Annotated in this window: 15 protein-coding genes and 1 pseudogene; 14 read left to right on the top strand and 2 right to left on the bottom strand. The window is 60.9% G+C overall.

All coding sequences use genetic code 11. The annotated features are described in order from the left end of the window. The first annotated feature begins 5 nt into the window (after positions 1–5). The 4 genes from RX327_RS33615 (at position 6) to RX327_RS33600 (ending at position 7,262) form a co-directional block, all read left to right on the top strand. Positions 6–4,328: a strawberry notch-like NTP hydrolase domain-containing protein gene (locus RX327_RS33615; protein ID WP_317248456.1), complete on the top strand. Its 4,323-nt coding sequence runs from the start codon at positions 6–8 to the stop codon at positions 4,326–4,328. After that, a complete protein-coding gene (locus tag RX327_RS33610) occupies positions 4,328–5,428 on the top strand; it encodes a toprim domain-containing protein (RefSeq protein WP_317248455.1) in 1,101 nt (366 codons plus the stop codon). Before RX327_RS33615 ends, RX327_RS33610 begins: the two co-directional genes overlap by 1 nt. A 294-nt stretch (positions 5,429–5,722) precedes the next feature. Further along, positions 5,723–6,646 (top strand): DUF2493 domain-containing protein, encoded by a 924-nt coding sequence (locus RX327_RS33605; protein ID WP_317248454.1) that lies wholly within the window; start codon positions 5,723–5,725, stop codon positions 6,644–6,646. Positions 6,647–6,782: 136 nt separating this feature from the next. Then, complete coding sequence (locus RX327_RS33600) at positions 6,783–7,262, top strand: hypothetical protein (RefSeq protein ID WP_317248453.1); 480 nt, start codon at positions 6,783–6,785, stop codon at positions 7,260–7,262. Between the two features lie 36 nt (positions 7,263–7,298). Here the strand turns inward: RX327_RS33600 and RX327_RS33595 are convergent. After that, positions 7,299–7,418 (bottom strand): annotated as a pseudogene (locus RX327_RS33595) (DUF736 family protein); the annotation flags it as partial. Between the two features lie 402 nt (positions 7,419–7,820). Between RX327_RS33595 and RX327_RS33590 the strand changes: the two are divergent. Then, on the top strand, positions 7,821–8,141 hold the full coding sequence (locus RX327_RS33590) for a DUF736 domain-containing protein (protein WP_128929802.1): 321 nt from the start codon (positions 7,821–7,823) through the stop codon (positions 8,139–8,141). Positions 8,142–8,316: 175 nt separating this feature from the next. Here RX327_RS33590 and RX327_RS33585 read toward each other — a convergent pair whose 3' ends face one another. Further along, complete coding sequence (locus RX327_RS33585; RefSeq protein WP_283088512.1) at positions 8,317–9,645, bottom strand: MFS transporter; 1,329 nt, start codon at positions 9,643–9,645, stop codon at positions 8,317–8,319. A 1,426-nt stretch (positions 9,646–11,071) separates the two neighbouring features. On the opposite strand from RX327_RS33585, the gene RX327_RS33580 reads away from it, so the two are divergent. The 9 genes from RX327_RS33580 to RX327_RS33540 all read left to right on the top strand — a co-directional run bounded on the left by RX327_RS33580 (position 11,072) and on the right by RX327_RS33540 (position 16,441). Beyond that, positions 11,072–11,416, top strand: coding sequence for a hypothetical protein (locus RX327_RS33580; RefSeq protein WP_317248452.1), 345 nt, complete (start codon positions 11,072–11,074; stop codon positions 11,414–11,416). 392 nt (positions 11,417–11,808) lie between these two features. Then, entirely contained in the window at positions 11,809–12,069 is a 261-nt protein-coding gene (locus RX327_RS33575; RefSeq protein WP_317248450.1) for a hypothetical protein, read from the top strand. Between the two features lie 119 nt (positions 12,070–12,188). After that, the gene (locus tag RX327_RS33570) at positions 12,189–12,728 is read left to right on the top strand and encodes a nucleotidyl transferase AbiEii/AbiGii toxin family protein (RefSeq protein ID WP_283088507.1); all 540 of its coding nucleotides are present in this window, start codon (positions 12,189–12,191) and stop codon (positions 12,726–12,728) included. A 354-nt stretch (positions 12,729–13,082) separates the two neighbouring features. Beyond that, positions 13,083–13,325, top strand: a complete 243-nt coding sequence (locus RX327_RS33565) for a hypothetical protein (RefSeq protein ID WP_317248449.1) — start codon at positions 13,083–13,085, stop codon at positions 13,323–13,325. A 78-nt stretch (positions 13,326–13,403) separates the two neighbouring features. Next, on the top strand, positions 13,404–13,682 hold the full coding sequence (locus RX327_RS33560; protein ID WP_317248448.1) for a helix-turn-helix domain-containing protein: 279 nt from the start codon (positions 13,404–13,406) through the stop codon (positions 13,680–13,682). 2 nt (positions 13,683–13,684) lie between these two features. Beyond that, positions 13,685–14,587 (top strand): replication initiator protein A, encoded by a 903-nt coding sequence (locus RX327_RS33555; protein WP_410712107.1) that lies wholly within the window; start codon positions 13,685–13,687, stop codon positions 14,585–14,587. Next, on the top strand, positions 14,584–15,048 hold the full coding sequence (locus RX327_RS33550; RefSeq protein ID WP_317248447.1) for a DUF2840 domain-containing protein: 465 nt from the start codon (positions 14,584–14,586) through the stop codon (positions 15,046–15,048). Before RX327_RS33555 ends, RX327_RS33550 begins: the two co-directional genes overlap by 4 nt. Then, complete coding sequence (locus RX327_RS33545; protein WP_317248446.1) at positions 15,045–15,557, top strand: S26 family signal peptidase; 513 nt, start codon at positions 15,045–15,047, stop codon at positions 15,555–15,557. The genes RX327_RS33550 and RX327_RS33545 overlap by 4 nt, the downstream gene beginning before the upstream one ends. A 206-nt stretch (positions 15,558–15,763) precedes the next feature. Then, positions 15,764–16,441 carry a lytic transglycosylase domain-containing protein gene (locus tag RX327_RS33540; RefSeq protein WP_317248445.1) on the top strand — a complete coding sequence of 226 codons (678 nt, stop codon included), beginning with the start codon at positions 15,764–15,766 and terminating at the stop codon, positions 16,439–16,441. Positions 16,442–16,581 lie beyond the last annotated feature (140 nt).

The following is a 16,581-nucleotide window of genomic DNA, read 5'->3' as shown; positions in this document are numbered from 1 at the left end:
ATCCCATGACCGAATCTCTCGCCGGCGGCGCTGCCGCTGCGCCGCTCTCGATGCGTGCCGCTGCAACTATCACCTCCGCTACGGTCAGGGCTGCGCGACAGCTCTTGACCGATCTCGAACGCGGCCGGCGCATCGATGCCGCGGTCCTGCGTGGCGCCATGGAGGCTGCCTTCGGCGCCTCGGACGCGGCCGGCGCCTGGAATTGGAAGACCGCCTATGACACCTGCGAGGCGGCCACCGTTCTCTTCCTTCGCAAGTTCGGTCCGGCCATCCGGACCAAGGCCGGCTCAACGGCCGCGATGCTGCCGATGCTCGCGAGAGTAACCAGTCTTCTGCCGACCCACACGCGGCGTTCCGAGGACAGCCAGGCGCTACAACAATTCTCGACGCCGATCCCTCTGGGGCTGGCCGCATGTACCGCAGCCGCGATTACACCCGCCGACCGCGTTCTGGAGCCGTCCGCGGGGACAGGCTTGCTCGCCATTTTCGCCGAGCTCGCCGGCGGCGGCTTGATATTGAACGAGTTGGCCGAACCCCGTGCGGAGTTGCTCGATCACCTGTTCGCCGGCTTTGAGATCACGCGGTTCGACGCCGCCCAGATCGACGATCATCTCAATGCAGGCGTCGTACCTAGTGTCGTCTTGATGAACCCGCCGTTCTCGGCGCTGGCAAACGTCGATCGACGAGTCGCGGACGCGGCGCTCCGGCACATTGCGTCGGCCTTGGCGCGTCTTTGCGACGGCGGTCGTCTGGTCGCCATCACGGGTGCAAGCTTCGGGCCGGACAATCCGGCATGGCGAGATGCCTTCGTTCGCCTTCAGGAACGCGGGAGTGTTGTGTTTTCTGCTGCGGTCGACGGCGCCGTCTACGCGAAGCACGGGACTCAGATCGACACAAGGCTGCTTGTCATCGACAAGCAGCCTGCCGGAGATCCGAAGCTCTTTGCCACCTCGCCGGGCATGGCGGGCGATGTCGCCACCTTGCTTGACTGGGTGACCCAGCATGTGCCTCCGAGGCTGCCCGTTGCCACCTCGGTCGTGCCGGAGGTCATCAAGCACCCTGCGAAGTCACGATTCCTCGGCGCCCCTGCACCACGTCCATCGTCCACTTCGAGAGGCGCCGCGTCAGATGGCGTAGAACTTGCGTACGAGACGGTCGGCTGGTCGCCGGCGGAAGGCGCCCGGCTTACCGATGCGCTTTACGAGGAATACGGATTGCAGTCGATCCGCATTCCGGGTGCGCATGCGCATCCGACCAAGCTCGTGCAGTCGGCTGCGATGGCCTCCGTCGCACCACCAAGACCTTCGTATCGGCCGCACCTGTCGCCCAATCTCGTGGCGAATGGCACCCTGTCGGACGCGCAGCTCGAGAGCGTCATCTACGCTGGCGAAGCGCATTCCGAATTTCTCGCAGGCTCCTGGACGGTCGATGCGACCTTCGATGTCGTGGCGGCCGCGCGCGATGGCGCGGAAAATGCCGTCCGCTTTCGCCGCGGCTGGTTCTTGGGCGATGGCACCGGTGCGGGCAAGGGACGGCAGGTCGCCGGCATCCTTGTCGACAACTGGCTCAAGGGCCGCCGGCGCGCGGTCTGGATCAGCAAATCCGACAAGCTGATCGAGGACGCGCAGCGCGACTGGTCCGCACTCGGCATGGAGCGGCTGCTTGTGACGCCGCTATCGCGTTTCCGCCAGGGGATGCAGATCCGGCTTTCGGAAGGCATCCTATTTACCACCTACGCTACGCTGCGGACCGATGAGCGCGGCGAGAAGCTTTCGCGCGTGCACCAGATCGTCGAATGGTTGGGCTCGGATTTCGACGGAGTGATCGTCTTCGACGAGAGCCACGCGATGCAGAATGCGGTCGGAGGCAAGGGCGAGCGCGGCGATCAGGCGGCCTCTCAGCAGGGGCGCGCGGGCCTGCGGCTCCAGCACGCCTTACCGAATGCGCGCGTGGTCTATGTGTCGGCTACCGGCGCCACCACGGTGCACAATCTTGCTTATGCACAGCGACTGGGATTGTGGGGCGGTGATGATTTCCCGTTCGCCACCAGAGCCGAATTCGTCGAGGCGATCGAGGAGGGCGGGGTCGCGGCGATGGAGGTGTTGGCGCGCGATCTCAAGGCCCTCGGTCTCTACGCGGCTCGATCGCTCTCTTACGAGGGCGTCGCGTATGAGCTCGTCGAGCACCAACTGTCTCCGGAGCAGGTTCGCATCTACGACGCCTACGCCGATGCGTTCAGCATCATCCACAACAACCTCGACGCCGCGATGCGGGCCGCCAACATCACCGGCGAGACCGGAACGCTGAACGGGCAGGCCAAATCCGCGGCACGATCCGCCTTCGAAAGCGCCAAGCAGCGGTTCTTCGGCCATCTCCTGACTTCGATGAAGACGCCCTCGCTGGTCCGCTCGATCGAGCGCGACCTTGAGGCTGGCCACGCCGCTGTCATCCAGATCGTCTCGACGGGAGAGGCGCTGATGGAACGCCGGCTCGTCGAGATCCCGACCGAGGAGTGGGGCGACGTCCGCGTCGACATTACCCCGCGCGAGTATGTGCTGGATTATCTCGCCCACTCCTTCCCGGTTCAGCTCTATGAGCCCTTCACCGATTCGGAAGGCAACCTCTGCTCCCGGCCTGTCTATCGTGACGGACAACCGGTCGAGAGCCGGGAAGCCGTCGCCCGCCGCGACCGCTTGATCGAGAAGCTCGCGTCGCTCCCTCCGGTACCCGGCGCGCTGGATCAGGTCGTCCAGCGCTTCGGTACCGACATGGTCGCGGAAGTGACCGGCCGCTCGCGCCGCATCGTTCGCAAGGGCGACCGGCTGGTGGTCGAAAACCGGGCCGGCTCGGCAAATCTTGCTGAGACCTCGGCCTTCATGGACGACGTCAAGCGTGTCCTCGTGTTCTCCGATGCGGGCGGCACCGGGAGGAGCTACCATGCCGAGCTATCGGCACGGAATCGGCGCCTGCGGGTTCACTATCTGCTTGAGCCCGGCTGGAAGGCGGACGCCGCGATCCAAGGCCTCGGCCGGACCAACCGGACCAATCAGGCGCAGCCGCCGCTGTTTCGTCCCATCGCGACCAACGTGAAGGCTGAAAAGCGCTTCTTGAGTACGATCGCCCGTCGGCTCGATACGTTGGGAGCCATCACGCGCGGTCAGCGCCAGACCGGAGGGCAGGGCCTGTTCCGCCCCGAGGACAACCTCGAAAGCCAGTATGGCCGTGATTCGTTGCGTCAACTCTACACGCTGCTCGCGCGAGGCAAGGTCGACGGATGCTCGCTCGCGAGGTTCGAAGATGCGACCGGCCTGAAGCTGACGGATGTCAATGGGCTCAAGGATGAGCTACCGCCAATCACGACCTTCCTGAACAGATTGTTGGCGCTCACCATCGAGCTACAGAACATCCTGTTCACCGCGCTCGAGCAGCTCTTGACCGCTCGGATCGAAGGGGCCGTCGCGTCGGGTATCTATGACGTCGGATTGGAAACGCTCCGCGCCGAGAGCTTTGTCGTCACCGACCGGCGGACGATCTATGCGCATCCAGGCACAAGCGCCGAGACCCGGCTTCTCACGATTACCCAGCGCCTGCGCAACCATCCTGTGGGGCTGGATGAGGCTCTCGCTCGTCTTTCCGATTGTCATGCCGTCCTGCTGATCAATGAGCGCTCGGGACGATCCGCCGTCCAGGTGCCAGCGGCGAGCTTCATGCTCGACGATGGCGAGGTCGAGCGGCGCGTTCGCCTGATCCGGCCGATGGAGCAGCACAGCGTCTCCCTGAACATGATGTCGGAAACCCATTGGATCGAAGCTGATCGTGAACGCTTTGCCGCCGCCTGGCAGGCGGAGCTCGCGGAGGTGCCCGAGTTCACGGACAGCACGATCCATGTCGTTGCGGGCTTGCTGCTGCCGATTTGGAAGCGGCTGCCGAACGAATCGACCCGGGTCTATCGGCTTCAGACCGACGCAGGCGAGCGGATCATCGGTCGCAAGGTCTCGGCGACCTGGGTCGCGAACGTCCTTGCGGCGGACACGCCGGCGTTGACGGCGGACGCCGCCTTTGTCGCGCTGATGGAAGGACGGACCGTCCTCGATCTTACCGAGGAGCTTCAGCTTCGTCGTGTCCGGGTCATGGGCGCATATCGCATCGAACTGTCGGGATTCAACGACGCGATGCGCGATCGTCTGCGAGCTTACGGCCTTTTTGGGGAGATCATCTCCTGGAAATTGCGCATGTTCGTCCCCACGGACGCAAGCGGAGTCGAGATACTCTCAAAGGTGCTCGACCAATATCCGCTGGTGCGCATCAGCGGGCGGGAGGCCGCCTGATGCCCCGCGATGCATCCGAGCTGTCACGCCGCCTTGCGCGCGAGGCCGAGGCGGTGTGCCGACACTATCTCTCCAATGGCAAGCGAGAGGGCCGGTACTGGCTGGTCGGCGACGTCCACAACACCCCGGGCCGCTCGATGTTCGTGCGGCTCCAGGAATCGCGGAAGGGACCCGCCGGCAAGTGGACCGACGCCGCGACCGGCGAGCATGGCGATCTCCTCGACGTCATTCGCGAAAGCTTGGGCTTGCACGACTTTCGCAAGGTGTCCAAGGAGGCGAGGCGTTTTCTGGGACTGCCTCGTACTGACCCGGAATTCGTCCCGAAACCCGATCGCCCGGCGCTGCCAGCCGGATCGCAAGCGGCCGCTCGCCGGCTCTTTGCGATATCCAGCCCGATCGAGGGGACCGTGGTCGAGACATATCTGCAGCGTCGCGGGATAGCCTGCGTGCACCATGGCGGCAGCCTGCGCTTTCACCGACGCTGCTACTATCGGCCGGACGAGAACTTGCCGACTGAGACCTGGCCCGCAATGATAGCTTGCGTCACGAATCTCGATGGCAGGATCACTGGCGTACACCGGACCTGGCTCGATCCAGAAGGCTTTGATCGGATTCGTCTCGGCAAGGCTCCGATCGAAACGCCACGACGCGCGATGGGCGACCTGCTCGGCAGCGCGGTTCGCTTCGGCGTGTTGGACGACGTGCTCGTAGCTGGCGAGGGGATCGAGACCATGTTGTCGCTACGCTGCGCGCTACCGACCATGCCGATGGCTGCAGCGCTTTCGGCCAATCACCTCTCAGCCATGTTGCTCCCGTCTGGCCTCCGCCGGCTCTACATTGCCCGCGATGCCGATGCCGCCGGGGATACGGTGCACGCCGTTCTGACCCAGCGCGCAGCAAACGCCGGCATTGAAGCGATCGCGCTGTCGCCCCGGTTGGGCGACTTCAACGAAGACCTTTACGTTTTCGGTCTCGAGGTCCTCCTAGCCGCCTTACGCATTCAGCTCGTACCGGAAGATGTCGCCCGTTTCCTGCATGCGTCAACGGTGGCTGCGGAAAAAGCCGCTGTCGTTCGATCGATCGTGAAAGGTCGATCATAGACGAGGCCAATGCCGGAAGAGGACGCGACCACGGCCTTCTAGAAGGCGATCGGACGGCAAGCGGCCCGGGCCGGCAATGGCTGCGTCCGGTTATTTTCCGCCGCGCGCCAGCGATGAGAAGACACACTAGCGAACTGACCGGCGCGCTTTGCATCGCGAAGCAAAATAGCCGGCCTTCGCCATCCTCCGCTGCCGCTTCGGCCCTTTCGGGTTCTGGCCCGTTCCGCCCGCCGTCTGAGTGATCGCCACGAAGGTCGCGATGGACGCGGCCGATCCGGCAAAGGACCTTCTCCCATGACCGATCATGACGACATCGAACTGCCGCACGCTTCATCTCCAACCGATCACGTCCTTACCGAATTGCAGCTCTTCGGCTACCGTCCGTTCGGCGATCAGCCAGATCCAAGACCGCTTCCCGAGGGCAAGATGATCACCGGTGCGGTTGCCGATGTCTTCGACGCCCTGGTTGCGACCTTGAGCGACACGCGACTTGAGCCGGATCTCAACGATCTCCTCTGGCCGACGGTCAACCTGTTCCATCGCGCCGTCGAACGCATCGAGCGCCAGCTCGACGTCAACGAACAGGCGCAGCAGAAGAGCCAGCGCGAGCAGAACGGCTCGGAAGTGCGCTCGGTCGAGCTTGAGCGCCTAACCGCCGAGGGCATCTCGCTGATCGAGCGCCGCAACTGTCTCGAACTCTTCCGCGACCAGGCGATCGAGCGTTTTGAGGCCCACACCGGTTCGTCCTGGCGCCCACGGTCGGGATCACTGGTCAGCCATCGCACGCTCACCGCGGCGATAATCGATTCCCGCGACTTCATCGCAGCCAAGCGCCGCTCGGAAACCGAGATCATGGTGCCGCCGGGTCCGAAGATCGCCCTGACCGGTGGGCTCGACTTCAACGACTATAGCCTCGTCTGGGATCGGCTCGACAAGGTGCACGCCAAGCATCCCGACATGGTTCTGCTCCATGGCGGCTCGCCCAAGGGCGCCGAACTGATCGCGTCCAAATGGGCGACCGCTCGGAAGGTGCCACAGATTGCCTTCAAGCCGGACTGGACCAAGCACGCCAAGGCGGCGCCCTTCAAGCGCAATGACGCGATGCTCGAACTGCTGCCGATCGGCGTCCTGCATTTCCCCGGCACGGGCATTCAGGACAACCTTGCCGATAAGGCAAAGCGGCTTGGCATTCCGGTCTGGAAGTTTGGCGGCGCGTGAGCGCCGTCTTGCCCGCGCAACCGAGGCGGAGTCGCAGGCGCCGCAACTCCGCCTCGTTTCGCCAATATATCAACGGTTGCGCCGTGGTGGTGGTGGAAGGCGCGACCATTACACCTTTGTACATGGAGCCACCACCATGCTTGCCCTTGGGCTTCTCCTCAACACCGTTGGCATCGGCTTGTTCTGCTGGCTGGTCTTTGCGCTGGCCGTATATGCCTTGCCGTTTTTCGTCGCACTGAATATCGGAATGATGGCGTTTCATGGCGGCGCCGGCGTCGTCGGCGCGCTGCTCATCGGAATTGCCGGTGGCGCACTGACACTTGCCTTTGGTCAAACCGCCCTCGCTGTTGCTCGATCGGTGGCCTTGCGCGTTGCGATCGCAGCCGCATTTGCTGTTCCAGCCGCCGTCGCCGGCTACAATGTGGTGCTTGCGCTTTCGCAGTTCGGCGAGCCTTCGTCCGCTTGGCGAGAGGTCTTGGCTTGCGTGGGCGCGATTTGCGTCGGCACGGCGTGGACGCGCCTGACCGTGTTTGCGGAGACCCGCTCGTTCGAGCCGGCCAGGCTGATGAAGCAACCGTCTCACCCCATTCTCACGACCGCCACGCGCGAGGGATGATCCTTCGTCGCCTTCGTCGTCAAACAGGTTCGCCTAGATCGGTGCGTTGAACGAGGGGTCATCGAGCTTGAGCGAGAGGTAATCTCGACCCATTTCGGCGTGCTTTGGCCAAGCCGCGCCCATTCCCGTCCGGCCCACATAGCCGCGGTGGCGCGGTGAGCTTCGCTCTCGTTCGTTCCTTTGCCGACGATACCGCCCTTTGCGGCAGATTGTTTCCCTTTCTACGCCTGATCGTTTCGACCTCTTGTGCAGCTCGACCGAGATTCGCCAAGTCTTCTCCTTAAGTTTGAGGTTCAGCACGCGGACGCACGAGGCCTCTTTGATGGCTCGATCTGGCCGAAGACCGGCTGCGCCTCGATCGGCTGAGCCGCAACGCCGTTGCTGCGACTTTCTTCCCCTGGGCTCACGCCCATTCCTCGCGAGACAAGAAAGTCTCTTCAACGGCGTCCTCCGCTGCGCTTCAGCCCTTGGAGCGGGTGCGTCGCCGATCGTCCTCGCCCTTGAGATCGCCATCGAGGCCGCGGTGGTCGCGGGCTCGAAACACAACGGAGAAGCAAGATGGCTAATATCGGAACTTTCAAGAAGGTCGGCAATGATTTCCAGGGCGAGATCGTCACGCTGAGCTTGCAGGCTAGGGGCGTCCGCATCGTCGCCGAGACCAACCGCTCCAACGAGAACGCGCCCAGCCACCGCATCTATGTGGGTCGGGCCGAGATCGGCGCAGCCTGGTCGAAGCGCTCCGAAGAGGGCCGCGACTACCTCTCGATCAAGCTTGACGATCCCTCCTTCAACGCGCCGATCTACGCGAGCCTGTTCGACGACGAAGGTGGCGAGGGCTACAACCTGCTCTGGTCCCGGCCGCGCAAGAACGGCGAGTAAGATCGCTGCACTACACCCCGCCCGGTCCGCCGGGCGGGGCCAGGTTCGGCAGCTATCCTCCGCATCGTCGATTGGCCCTCGTCTGGCAGGCTCCGCAAAAGCGGAATCCGATGCACGCATCGTGAGGTTGGCAACCTGGCTGGGGCCGTACCCCTTATCGCATTGTCCAAAGCTGCTACGGGCCCCGCGTCTTCGCGGCGGCCCGAGCTTTGGGCGGTGCCGTCTCGGGCATCATCAGCATAGCGCAGAGCCCGGCCGCGGAAGCGAAAAGCATGTACCAAGCGGGCGCCAATGCGTTCCCAGTAACGTGAATCAGCCAAGCGACGACGAGTTGAGCTGTGCCCCCGAAGATCGCTATCGCAACAGCGTAGATCGTCGCGAAGCCGCCGCCGCGGATGCTCTTGGGCAACCCTTCGGCCATACCGACATAGAAGGCGCTATACGGAATCGTTCCGACGAGGGTGAGCGCGCCGAGACCTGCGAGAAGCGCCATAGGACTGCGACTCTCTACGATCCACAAGAACACCGGATAGGTCATCAGCAGCGCGGCGATCTGCGGCCATATCATGATGGGCCGGCGTCCTGCCCGATCTGCGAGCCAGCCGCCCAAGAGTGCCGCAGCAATGCCTACCGCATTGCTGACGACAGTGGTCGCAAAGGCGAGAGGCGCAGCAACTTGCAGGGTGTTCAGCGCATAAGTCGTCATATATTCCGTAATATAGGTGAAAATCGTGCAGCTGGCCAAAATGACCAATCCCAAGCTCATCATGCGGCGGCTGGCACGCAATTTCCTTGCGGGCTCGACGGCGAGAGCCGGCGCTTCAGGTCGGTGCAGCGTTTCGGGCAGGGCCCTGCGCAACCAAAGTCCGAACGGCAGCGTACAGGCACCGAGCAGAAACGCGATCCGCCATCCGTACGCATTCAGCGACTCGCTTGTCATGGTGAGGGAGAGTACTTCTCCGACCAGCGCGCCGGCCGTTGCAGCTATTTGTTGGCTAGCAGGCTGAAACGAGACGGCAAGGCCCCGGCGTCCGGCCGGGGCCGCTTCCATCAGATAGGCGGTCGTCGGACCGACTTCGCCTCCGAGGGCGAAGCCCTGCACCAAACGCGCGAAAATAACCAATAACGGAGCAGCGATCCCTATCGTGTCATACGAGGGCGTCACAGCCAACACGAGTATCGCGGCGCTCATCATGACAAAACTGGCGGTCATTGCAGGCCGGCGTCCGACTCGATCCGAGTACGAGCCGATCACAATGGCCCCGATGGGTCTGGTCACGAAACCCGCTCCGAAGGTCGCGAGCGACAGCATAAGGCTGGCGAACTGATCCTTCGCCGGGAAGAACGTGTGACCGATCTGGATGGCGAAAAAGCTATACGTCCCGAAGTCGTAAAATTCGAGCATATTACCGATCGTCGCGCCCAACACTGCATGGCTGGTCAAGCCGTCATCTGCCGCAATGAGCGTCGGCTTCGAGTTTCGCCGAGTGAATTGTTTAGCCATGCGCTTGGATCCGTCTCGAATGCGATCCTAAAACATTTCGACAGACTATGTGGAGCACGTTGCGATTCGCATGAGCCACGAGCGGGTTCGCGCGAAACGCAATCTCAAAAGGCTGGATCACTATGGCGCAGCCGTGAGCCTGTACGTGGCCCCATTACAATCTTTGCCACGTCCATGAAGGCCCGCGGACAACGCCAGCGATCGCGCTCGGCGTTGCGGGATCGGGTCTGGGCGACGGCAATCTGTGTGGGCGCAGCGCGACCAGATGGCTGGGCTTGGGATAGCGTTGTAGCTCAGAGAATTCCGGCAACACTGTACCGATCCAGCTCGTGAATCGTAGTTCGAATATGCATTAGTGTTGAAATGGCTTGAACCGCACGTAGCGTAAGGTTGTAGAGTTGAAAAAAGCGGCCGCGCGAGAATGGCGCGTTAGCGCAAATGACTAACAGGAAAATCAAGAGAGGTCTGATAGCGATTGAGTTGGGATCCAATCACCTGGAAGATGAGGATCGTCTCGGTGCGAGCGCCCCGCCGTATTGTCTTGAGATGTAATGATGTGAAATGACGGGATGAGTGGTGACGGCCTTGGAATAGCGTTTGCTCGTGTCGAAGCCGCACCGGAGCCAGGTAACAAGAGGCTGCCAAACCCCAGAAACTTCCAACCACTGCTCTCGCGCTGTGGAGGCAACCAATGTCTAGCCTGGCGCCGGATGGCGATGACGACCCTGCGGAGCCGCGCAACGCGCTGGCGGCGCGCCTCAGAACGGATCTACGTTGCTTAATGCCCCCTAAACGAGATTGCTCGCGCGAGCCACATCAGCGACTTCTCGACCACAGTGGTCAAGCACGACAAGCAGTTGCGAATAATAGCGGATCGCGCGGAGTAGTTCAGCGGCTGAACAGTCAACATGTGTCATTGCTGCTGAACGCTTTCGGCAAGTGGCGCGAAGATGAGAGCACCTGCAGGGCTATATTCGATCGCTGGCGACGTCGCCGCGCCGATTGCGCCGGCATCGGGCTCTCTGAGTTTGTTCCCAGGGACTGTCGGTTCTCGGCATCGGATTCAGTAGATCGCCGGAACAGAAAGACTGCCGTCACGCCGCAGGGGCCATCGCCGGTGAGGTGTTGAGCCGCGACGGCCAACTCCCTCGCTTTGCGCCGATAGAACTTGCGAACCTGCTGAATGGATTCAGCAAGTGGCCAGAAGACGCCCGATCAAACCGTTAACCCCACGCGCAACTGCTTTCAAGCATTGCCACTGCATCGAACGTTGCACTCAAATATCCCCGCATTGCCGTGGTGGTGTGTGGCAGCAATGCGATCGCTTTCATCGCAAGTCCGGCTGTTGAAGTCAGCCGAAACGCGAAGTCGAGTATTGGCAGGTACCTTTCGCCCTTCTCTTCAGTACGCTCAGACGATGAGCTCAATGTCGAAGATTGTAGCGGTCGGGGAAATTTTCTTAGGAGAAGCCCTTTCGATAATCGCGGAGTTGGTCGCCTCAAAGCAGTTCGAAAAAGCCGGCGCGAATCTGACAACGCTTCTGCCGATGTTCCTGCTGATAATGATTGGTGGTGTCCTGCTCGTCTACGGATACGCACTCGGCTACATGCATCTCAAGAATATTTGGATAATTGTCGCAATATCGGTGGGAGCTATTTTGGTGGTGGAGCCGATTCTCGCGTTGCTGCTCTTTCGAGAAGTACCGACAATCGGCTCGCTGATCGGGCTGGCGTTGGGCGCGCCTGGTATGCTCGCTGCGATATTCTTATAGGCGCCATCGTGAGTCTGGTTCATGGCGGGCGCAGATTGAAAGTTACGCAACTTGGTTCTGCTCAATTTCGAACGCAAGAGCAGGAAAGGAGTTCTGTTGGATGTTAGCTCCGAGCTACTTTGTGCGAGCATGATCATTGGGTCGCGGGAGCTTTCAATTAAAGCTTTGCATACCCGCCTTCATTCGCCGACCTTCACCCAGGAACGATGCGTGAGACGGACACCCGGCTTGATCGATTATGGTACTGGTGGCAGTTCGGTAATATAATACCACAATGGATTGATGGAGTAGATCTCGTTGATGGTCGCTGCCCCATAATGGTTGACTTTGTTGGACGTTAGACCACCTTTAGTGGAATTCCCTCGTCCGCTCTCGGGCAAAGGATCGCAAAGATGCCGATCGCGACGATAGTTCTGGCCACCGTCAATGCGCCTCACAGTAAGCAGCTGGACGAGGAGGCACTCGTTTTTTGCCTTAAGAATCCTGCCGCTGCTAAAGAAGTGCCAGGACACATGGCAGCTTTCTTCGGTGAAGTTGAGCCGTCCTTGCAGAAAGACTTCGCACATCAGTTCGGCATCAGCGATATGGAGCTCGTTGCTTCTGCAAAAGCGTTTTCCAGCTATTCCGGTGAGCATTACCCGCTTGCAGCGTGATAATCGATAAGACCAGTTCGGATTGGGCGCAGCTATTTCGGATAGCGTGCCGCCTGATTGGTCAGGTTAACTCCCAAGGAACGATCATAGATCATTGGACCTTCGGCGGAGGCACCGCGATGATGCTGCAAATTGCGCATCGGGAAAGCCACGACGTGGACATCTTTCTTTCCGATCCGCAACTATTGCCGTTCTTGGACCCGCAGAAGCAGGACTTCAAATTCGAGATACTGCCAAGCGAATACCAAGGTGACGGTAATCGCTTTCTCAAATTGGCATTCGAAGCCATTGGCGAGATCGATTTCGTCGTGGCTGGCCCAAAGACCACGAATCCAACGATTGAGAGAGAAATTGAGGGGGTGAACGTCCTTCTAGAAACGATCCCGGAAATCATCGCCAAAAAGATCGTCTATCGTGGGAAGAGCATTAAACCGCGAGATATCTTCGATATTGCTGCAGCGGGGGTCGATCATTCTGCTGATCTGATCCGCGAGCTCAACCCATATCGACAAAACGTGATCGAAACTATCGCTCAGATCGACAAGCTAAATCCTGAGTTTGTGCGTGGGGCAATAGACAGTCTAATTATAAGGGACGACTATAGAGGAGTTGCCGCAAAAGCTCTCGACCGCACAAAAGAGATCCTTCGGGCTGTGTGAGCCAATTCCTTCTGCGATAAATAGCGCGTCTGCCGCGCATGAGTTTTTGGCCGCCGCCGTTCCGGTCGCGGCAGTCGCCGCAGCTGTTTGTCAGCATCTCAGCCCCTGTCAGGTGTTTGTCGCTCGCCCGATGGCTGGCATCTGCTCCGCCCCGGTCCGGTGGAACACGGATCTGGTCCAAAGAGCCGCCGATGGTCATGCGCGTCATACGCAGCCGAATTGCTGTTTGATGGCGATTTCGACGCTCGCCCATATGCAGTACGTTGACTGCGGCGCCACGATCGGACGCGCGACAGGTCCCGCTTTTCACCATTCATCCAAACGGCGGCGCGAACGCCTGAAACCGCTAGGCGGGTGCTCGACGCGCATATTGTCAGTGGCAGCTATCGCATCATTGCAGCGCTGTTCGCCCAGAAGCGCATCCTCGATCGCGCCTGGAAGATGCGCGATCTGCGCAATCGAACGATCCGACTGACACAGAGCGACCTCGCGCTGGTGCGGACGGTAGCGCAAGCCTGTGCGGTTCAAGCGCAAGGGCGACCACTCCTCTGTAAGGGGTATCGTAAAATCATCCCGGCATCTTCGGCATCCCCATAAGCAGTTCTACTACGCGATCGTGACCGTCGACGCGCGGCGACGCACGCCTGCACTCAAGACGATCACGGAGCTTTTCAAATGTCCGACCGGAGCGCGGATCAGCCGCAGCGATATCTGCGCACACCCGAAGCAGCGCGCTTTCTGAGCTTGTCCGCCCGCACGCTGGAGAAACACCGAACGTACGGAACCGGTCCGGAATATCACAAGATCGGCGGGCGCGTAGTCTATTCAGTGGCTGACCTGACAGCATGGGCCAAACTGGGCAAGAAGAAATCGACCTCGGACCCGGGAGTTGGCACCGTACTGCCCGCAAAGCGGCATGTGCCTATTCCCTATGCGGGTAAAGAGAGACGCTAGCCATGTCCGCAAACGAGTCCTCAGCGCACCACCGCCTCTCCGAGCGCGAGCTGCTTGATCTGTTTCGTGCAATTCCCAGCGATTTAGCGCCGCGCGATGCTCAGGACCTCATGGCCCTTCCATTCTATTCGCTCGCGAAAACGAAGCGAATTGTGCCGATTGATTGCCGTGTCGTTGCGATCTCAATTCATGCCGAAGCCGTGCCAAAACATGGCACGGCGGCCATCTGGGATGCGAACGTTCTCATCTGGGCGGCGTACCAAATCGTCGAATCCAGTGACGCCGTATCGAAGCCGACGCGCCCGATGGCTGCGACGGCTGATGAGAGTCTAATCTATGTCGGGCGTGGTACGAGGACGCAGGACTATGATCAGCTGAAGGCGGGTTCCGACAGGCTGCAGTCAACGACAGTGCAGACCTCGATCATGCTCGCGCCGCCCAAGACTTTTGCGTGCGACGTACGACAACTCGTCGAGTACCAGACGTTGCCCGGCTATCAGCTCGAGCTAATGCACGATCGGCACGATACTGAGCGCCAGAACGTCGCACTAACGCCTGTTGATCCCTTAGCAGAACGCCTCCGTGGGGCGCGGTCTCATTCTACATTCGGAGGGCAATCTGTGAATCCGCCAGTGCCATCGGGGACCGCAACTCACGTGCTGTCGGGAACCCGATTCTTGCGCTATTTGGCACCGAAATCGGACCTAAGCGATTGTTCCTGGGCGTTTGCCAGCCACCACAATTTTATTGATCAGAAGTCCTTCGGGGACCAGATCACAAGCCGCATTGGAGGTGACTGCCAAAGGCAGGCCGCCTGTCCTGCTTGGCCGCAGAAGCCACACACGCTCTTCACCGAACTCCGAGCTCACGGCTCCCGGTCCCAGCTTCGGGGAGCGGCAGCATGAGCGGCCTCACCGAGGTGGAAGTGTTGTGGCTCGAGAAGCGGATTGAAAACCGCATTCGGTTCGGACGCATCGCTGAGGAGAAGAAGATCGATCGTCACCGGCGCGTCCTGTCATTCGCGCCAGGCAGCATCTTTGCCTTCGTCCGTTGGACCTCCAACGACTTTGGCACGATCATCTCGCGGATTGACATCTTGCGCGCGGTCGCACCGGGACAGCGCTGCTCGACCGTGCCGTATGTGAAGCCCGGCGGAGAGATTTTGCTGCGGCTCTCCGGTTGGCCGAAGGTCGAACGGGTGCTGCAGATGGTCGATGCCGTCGAGGCGCTCGGCATCGATCCCGCTGATGTCGCTCCTGATCATTGGCATCACGTTCATAACCGTCTGTCCGTCAACGAAGATCCGCGTTCCTACACGAAAGCGCGCCATCAGGTTTGGCTCCATCGTCAGAGAGTAATGCGGTGACAGGTCGCCTGAAGACGCTGACTGCAACGTTTGGGGCCGCTGTTGCGCTGCTCACGACAATCGCCATGGAGCCGCTTCCGCTCTACATCTGGAATGCATCGACGAGCGTGCCAATCGGTCTCTATCGCTTACGACCAGCGAAAGGCTTCCATGTCACCGAACTGATCGCTGTTCGGCCGCCGGAGCCGCTCGCAACCTTCCTTGATCTCAACGGATATCTGCCCATTGGCATCCCCCTGCTCAAGCGCGTGCTGGCCCTTCCAGGGCAAACCGTCTGCAGAAGTGGGCTCACAGTTTCAGTCGATGAAATTAAGGTCGGCGAGGCCCGAGATCGCGATGGCCGCGGCCGGCCGCTCCCGAAATGGCAGGGCTGCCACGTCGTCGGGCCGGCCGAGCTCTTTCTCATGAACTGGCAATCGGATGAGTCCTTCGACGGCCGGTATTTTGGCTTTCTTCCAGCCGCAGCCGTGATCGGCCGTGCGGACCCGGTGTGGACACGGGAGGAATGATCGTGCGTGTTCCGCATGTCTATCCCGCAATTCCTCTGTTTGATCGATTACGGAACCATTCCTCCGTCTCGAACAATGTTTGCAAGGCCGTCGCGCGCAGCGGCGGTCCAGGGCGGCCGAAAGGCCGGCGCGAAGCGGCTTTACCCTGGACGGGCGTGAGCAGGACGGTATGCTCAGCTCGGTCGGGCGTGCGTGTTTGGGCTGTCGTGCCACTGCTGCTTATTTTGACCGCGTCGCATGGTGGTGCTTTGGCCGAGAACGGACCGGCGGCTCGAGCGGCCCATCAAGCGAAAAGCCCGTTCGCCGCTTTTACGGAAGAAGCGTCACGACGCTTTGCAATCCCGGTGGACTGGATCAGGTTTGTGCTGGACAACGAAAGTTCTGGGCAAGTGCACGCCAGATCACCAAAAGGTGCGATGGGCCTCATGCAAGTCATGCCCGCGACTTGGGCAGAACTGCGCCTGCGCTATGACCTAGGCAACGATCCGTTCGATCCGCGCGACAACATTCTGGCAGGCACGGCATATCTGCGTGAATTGCTCAGCCGCTATGGCTCGCCTGGCGTGTTTGCCGCGTACAACGCGGGACCAACTCGCTACGAAGAGTTTCTCACGGGCCATTGCCTGCCTAGTGAAACGCGAGCCTACGTGATCAAGCTTGCAAGCCGCCTGGGCATCAAACTGCCTCCGACGTGGATCGCCGACCGACGGTTGTCGGCAGCGGCAATGTTATTCGTTGCACGATCCGATCTCCTGCATAGGGACGATCCGCCAGCGTTCGTACCTTCGAGCGACACAACGACTGCATTCTCGTCGCGAGATATTATGGGCCCCAAGTCCACCGGGATGTTTGTCGCCCGATCAGGTTCGGGAGCGTCGCGATGATCAGGCGCGGGTCGGCAAGCGGTGGCGACCTTCAAGGAACGATTGGCGAAACGGCAAGACCAGTGCGCAAACACGACGTATGTGTTCGACGCCTGCACGTGAGGTCGGACATTGACGAGCCTGATGCTCTCGCGCCGGGC

Source organism: Bradyrhizobium sp. BEA-2-5 (assembly GCF_032918025.1).
Lineage (GTDB): Bacteria > Pseudomonadota > Alphaproteobacteria > Rhizobiales > Xanthobacteraceae > Bradyrhizobium > Bradyrhizobium pachyrhizi.
Note: the sequence above shows the minus strand (reverse complement) of the source record. Positions and strands in the feature narration are given on the sequence as shown.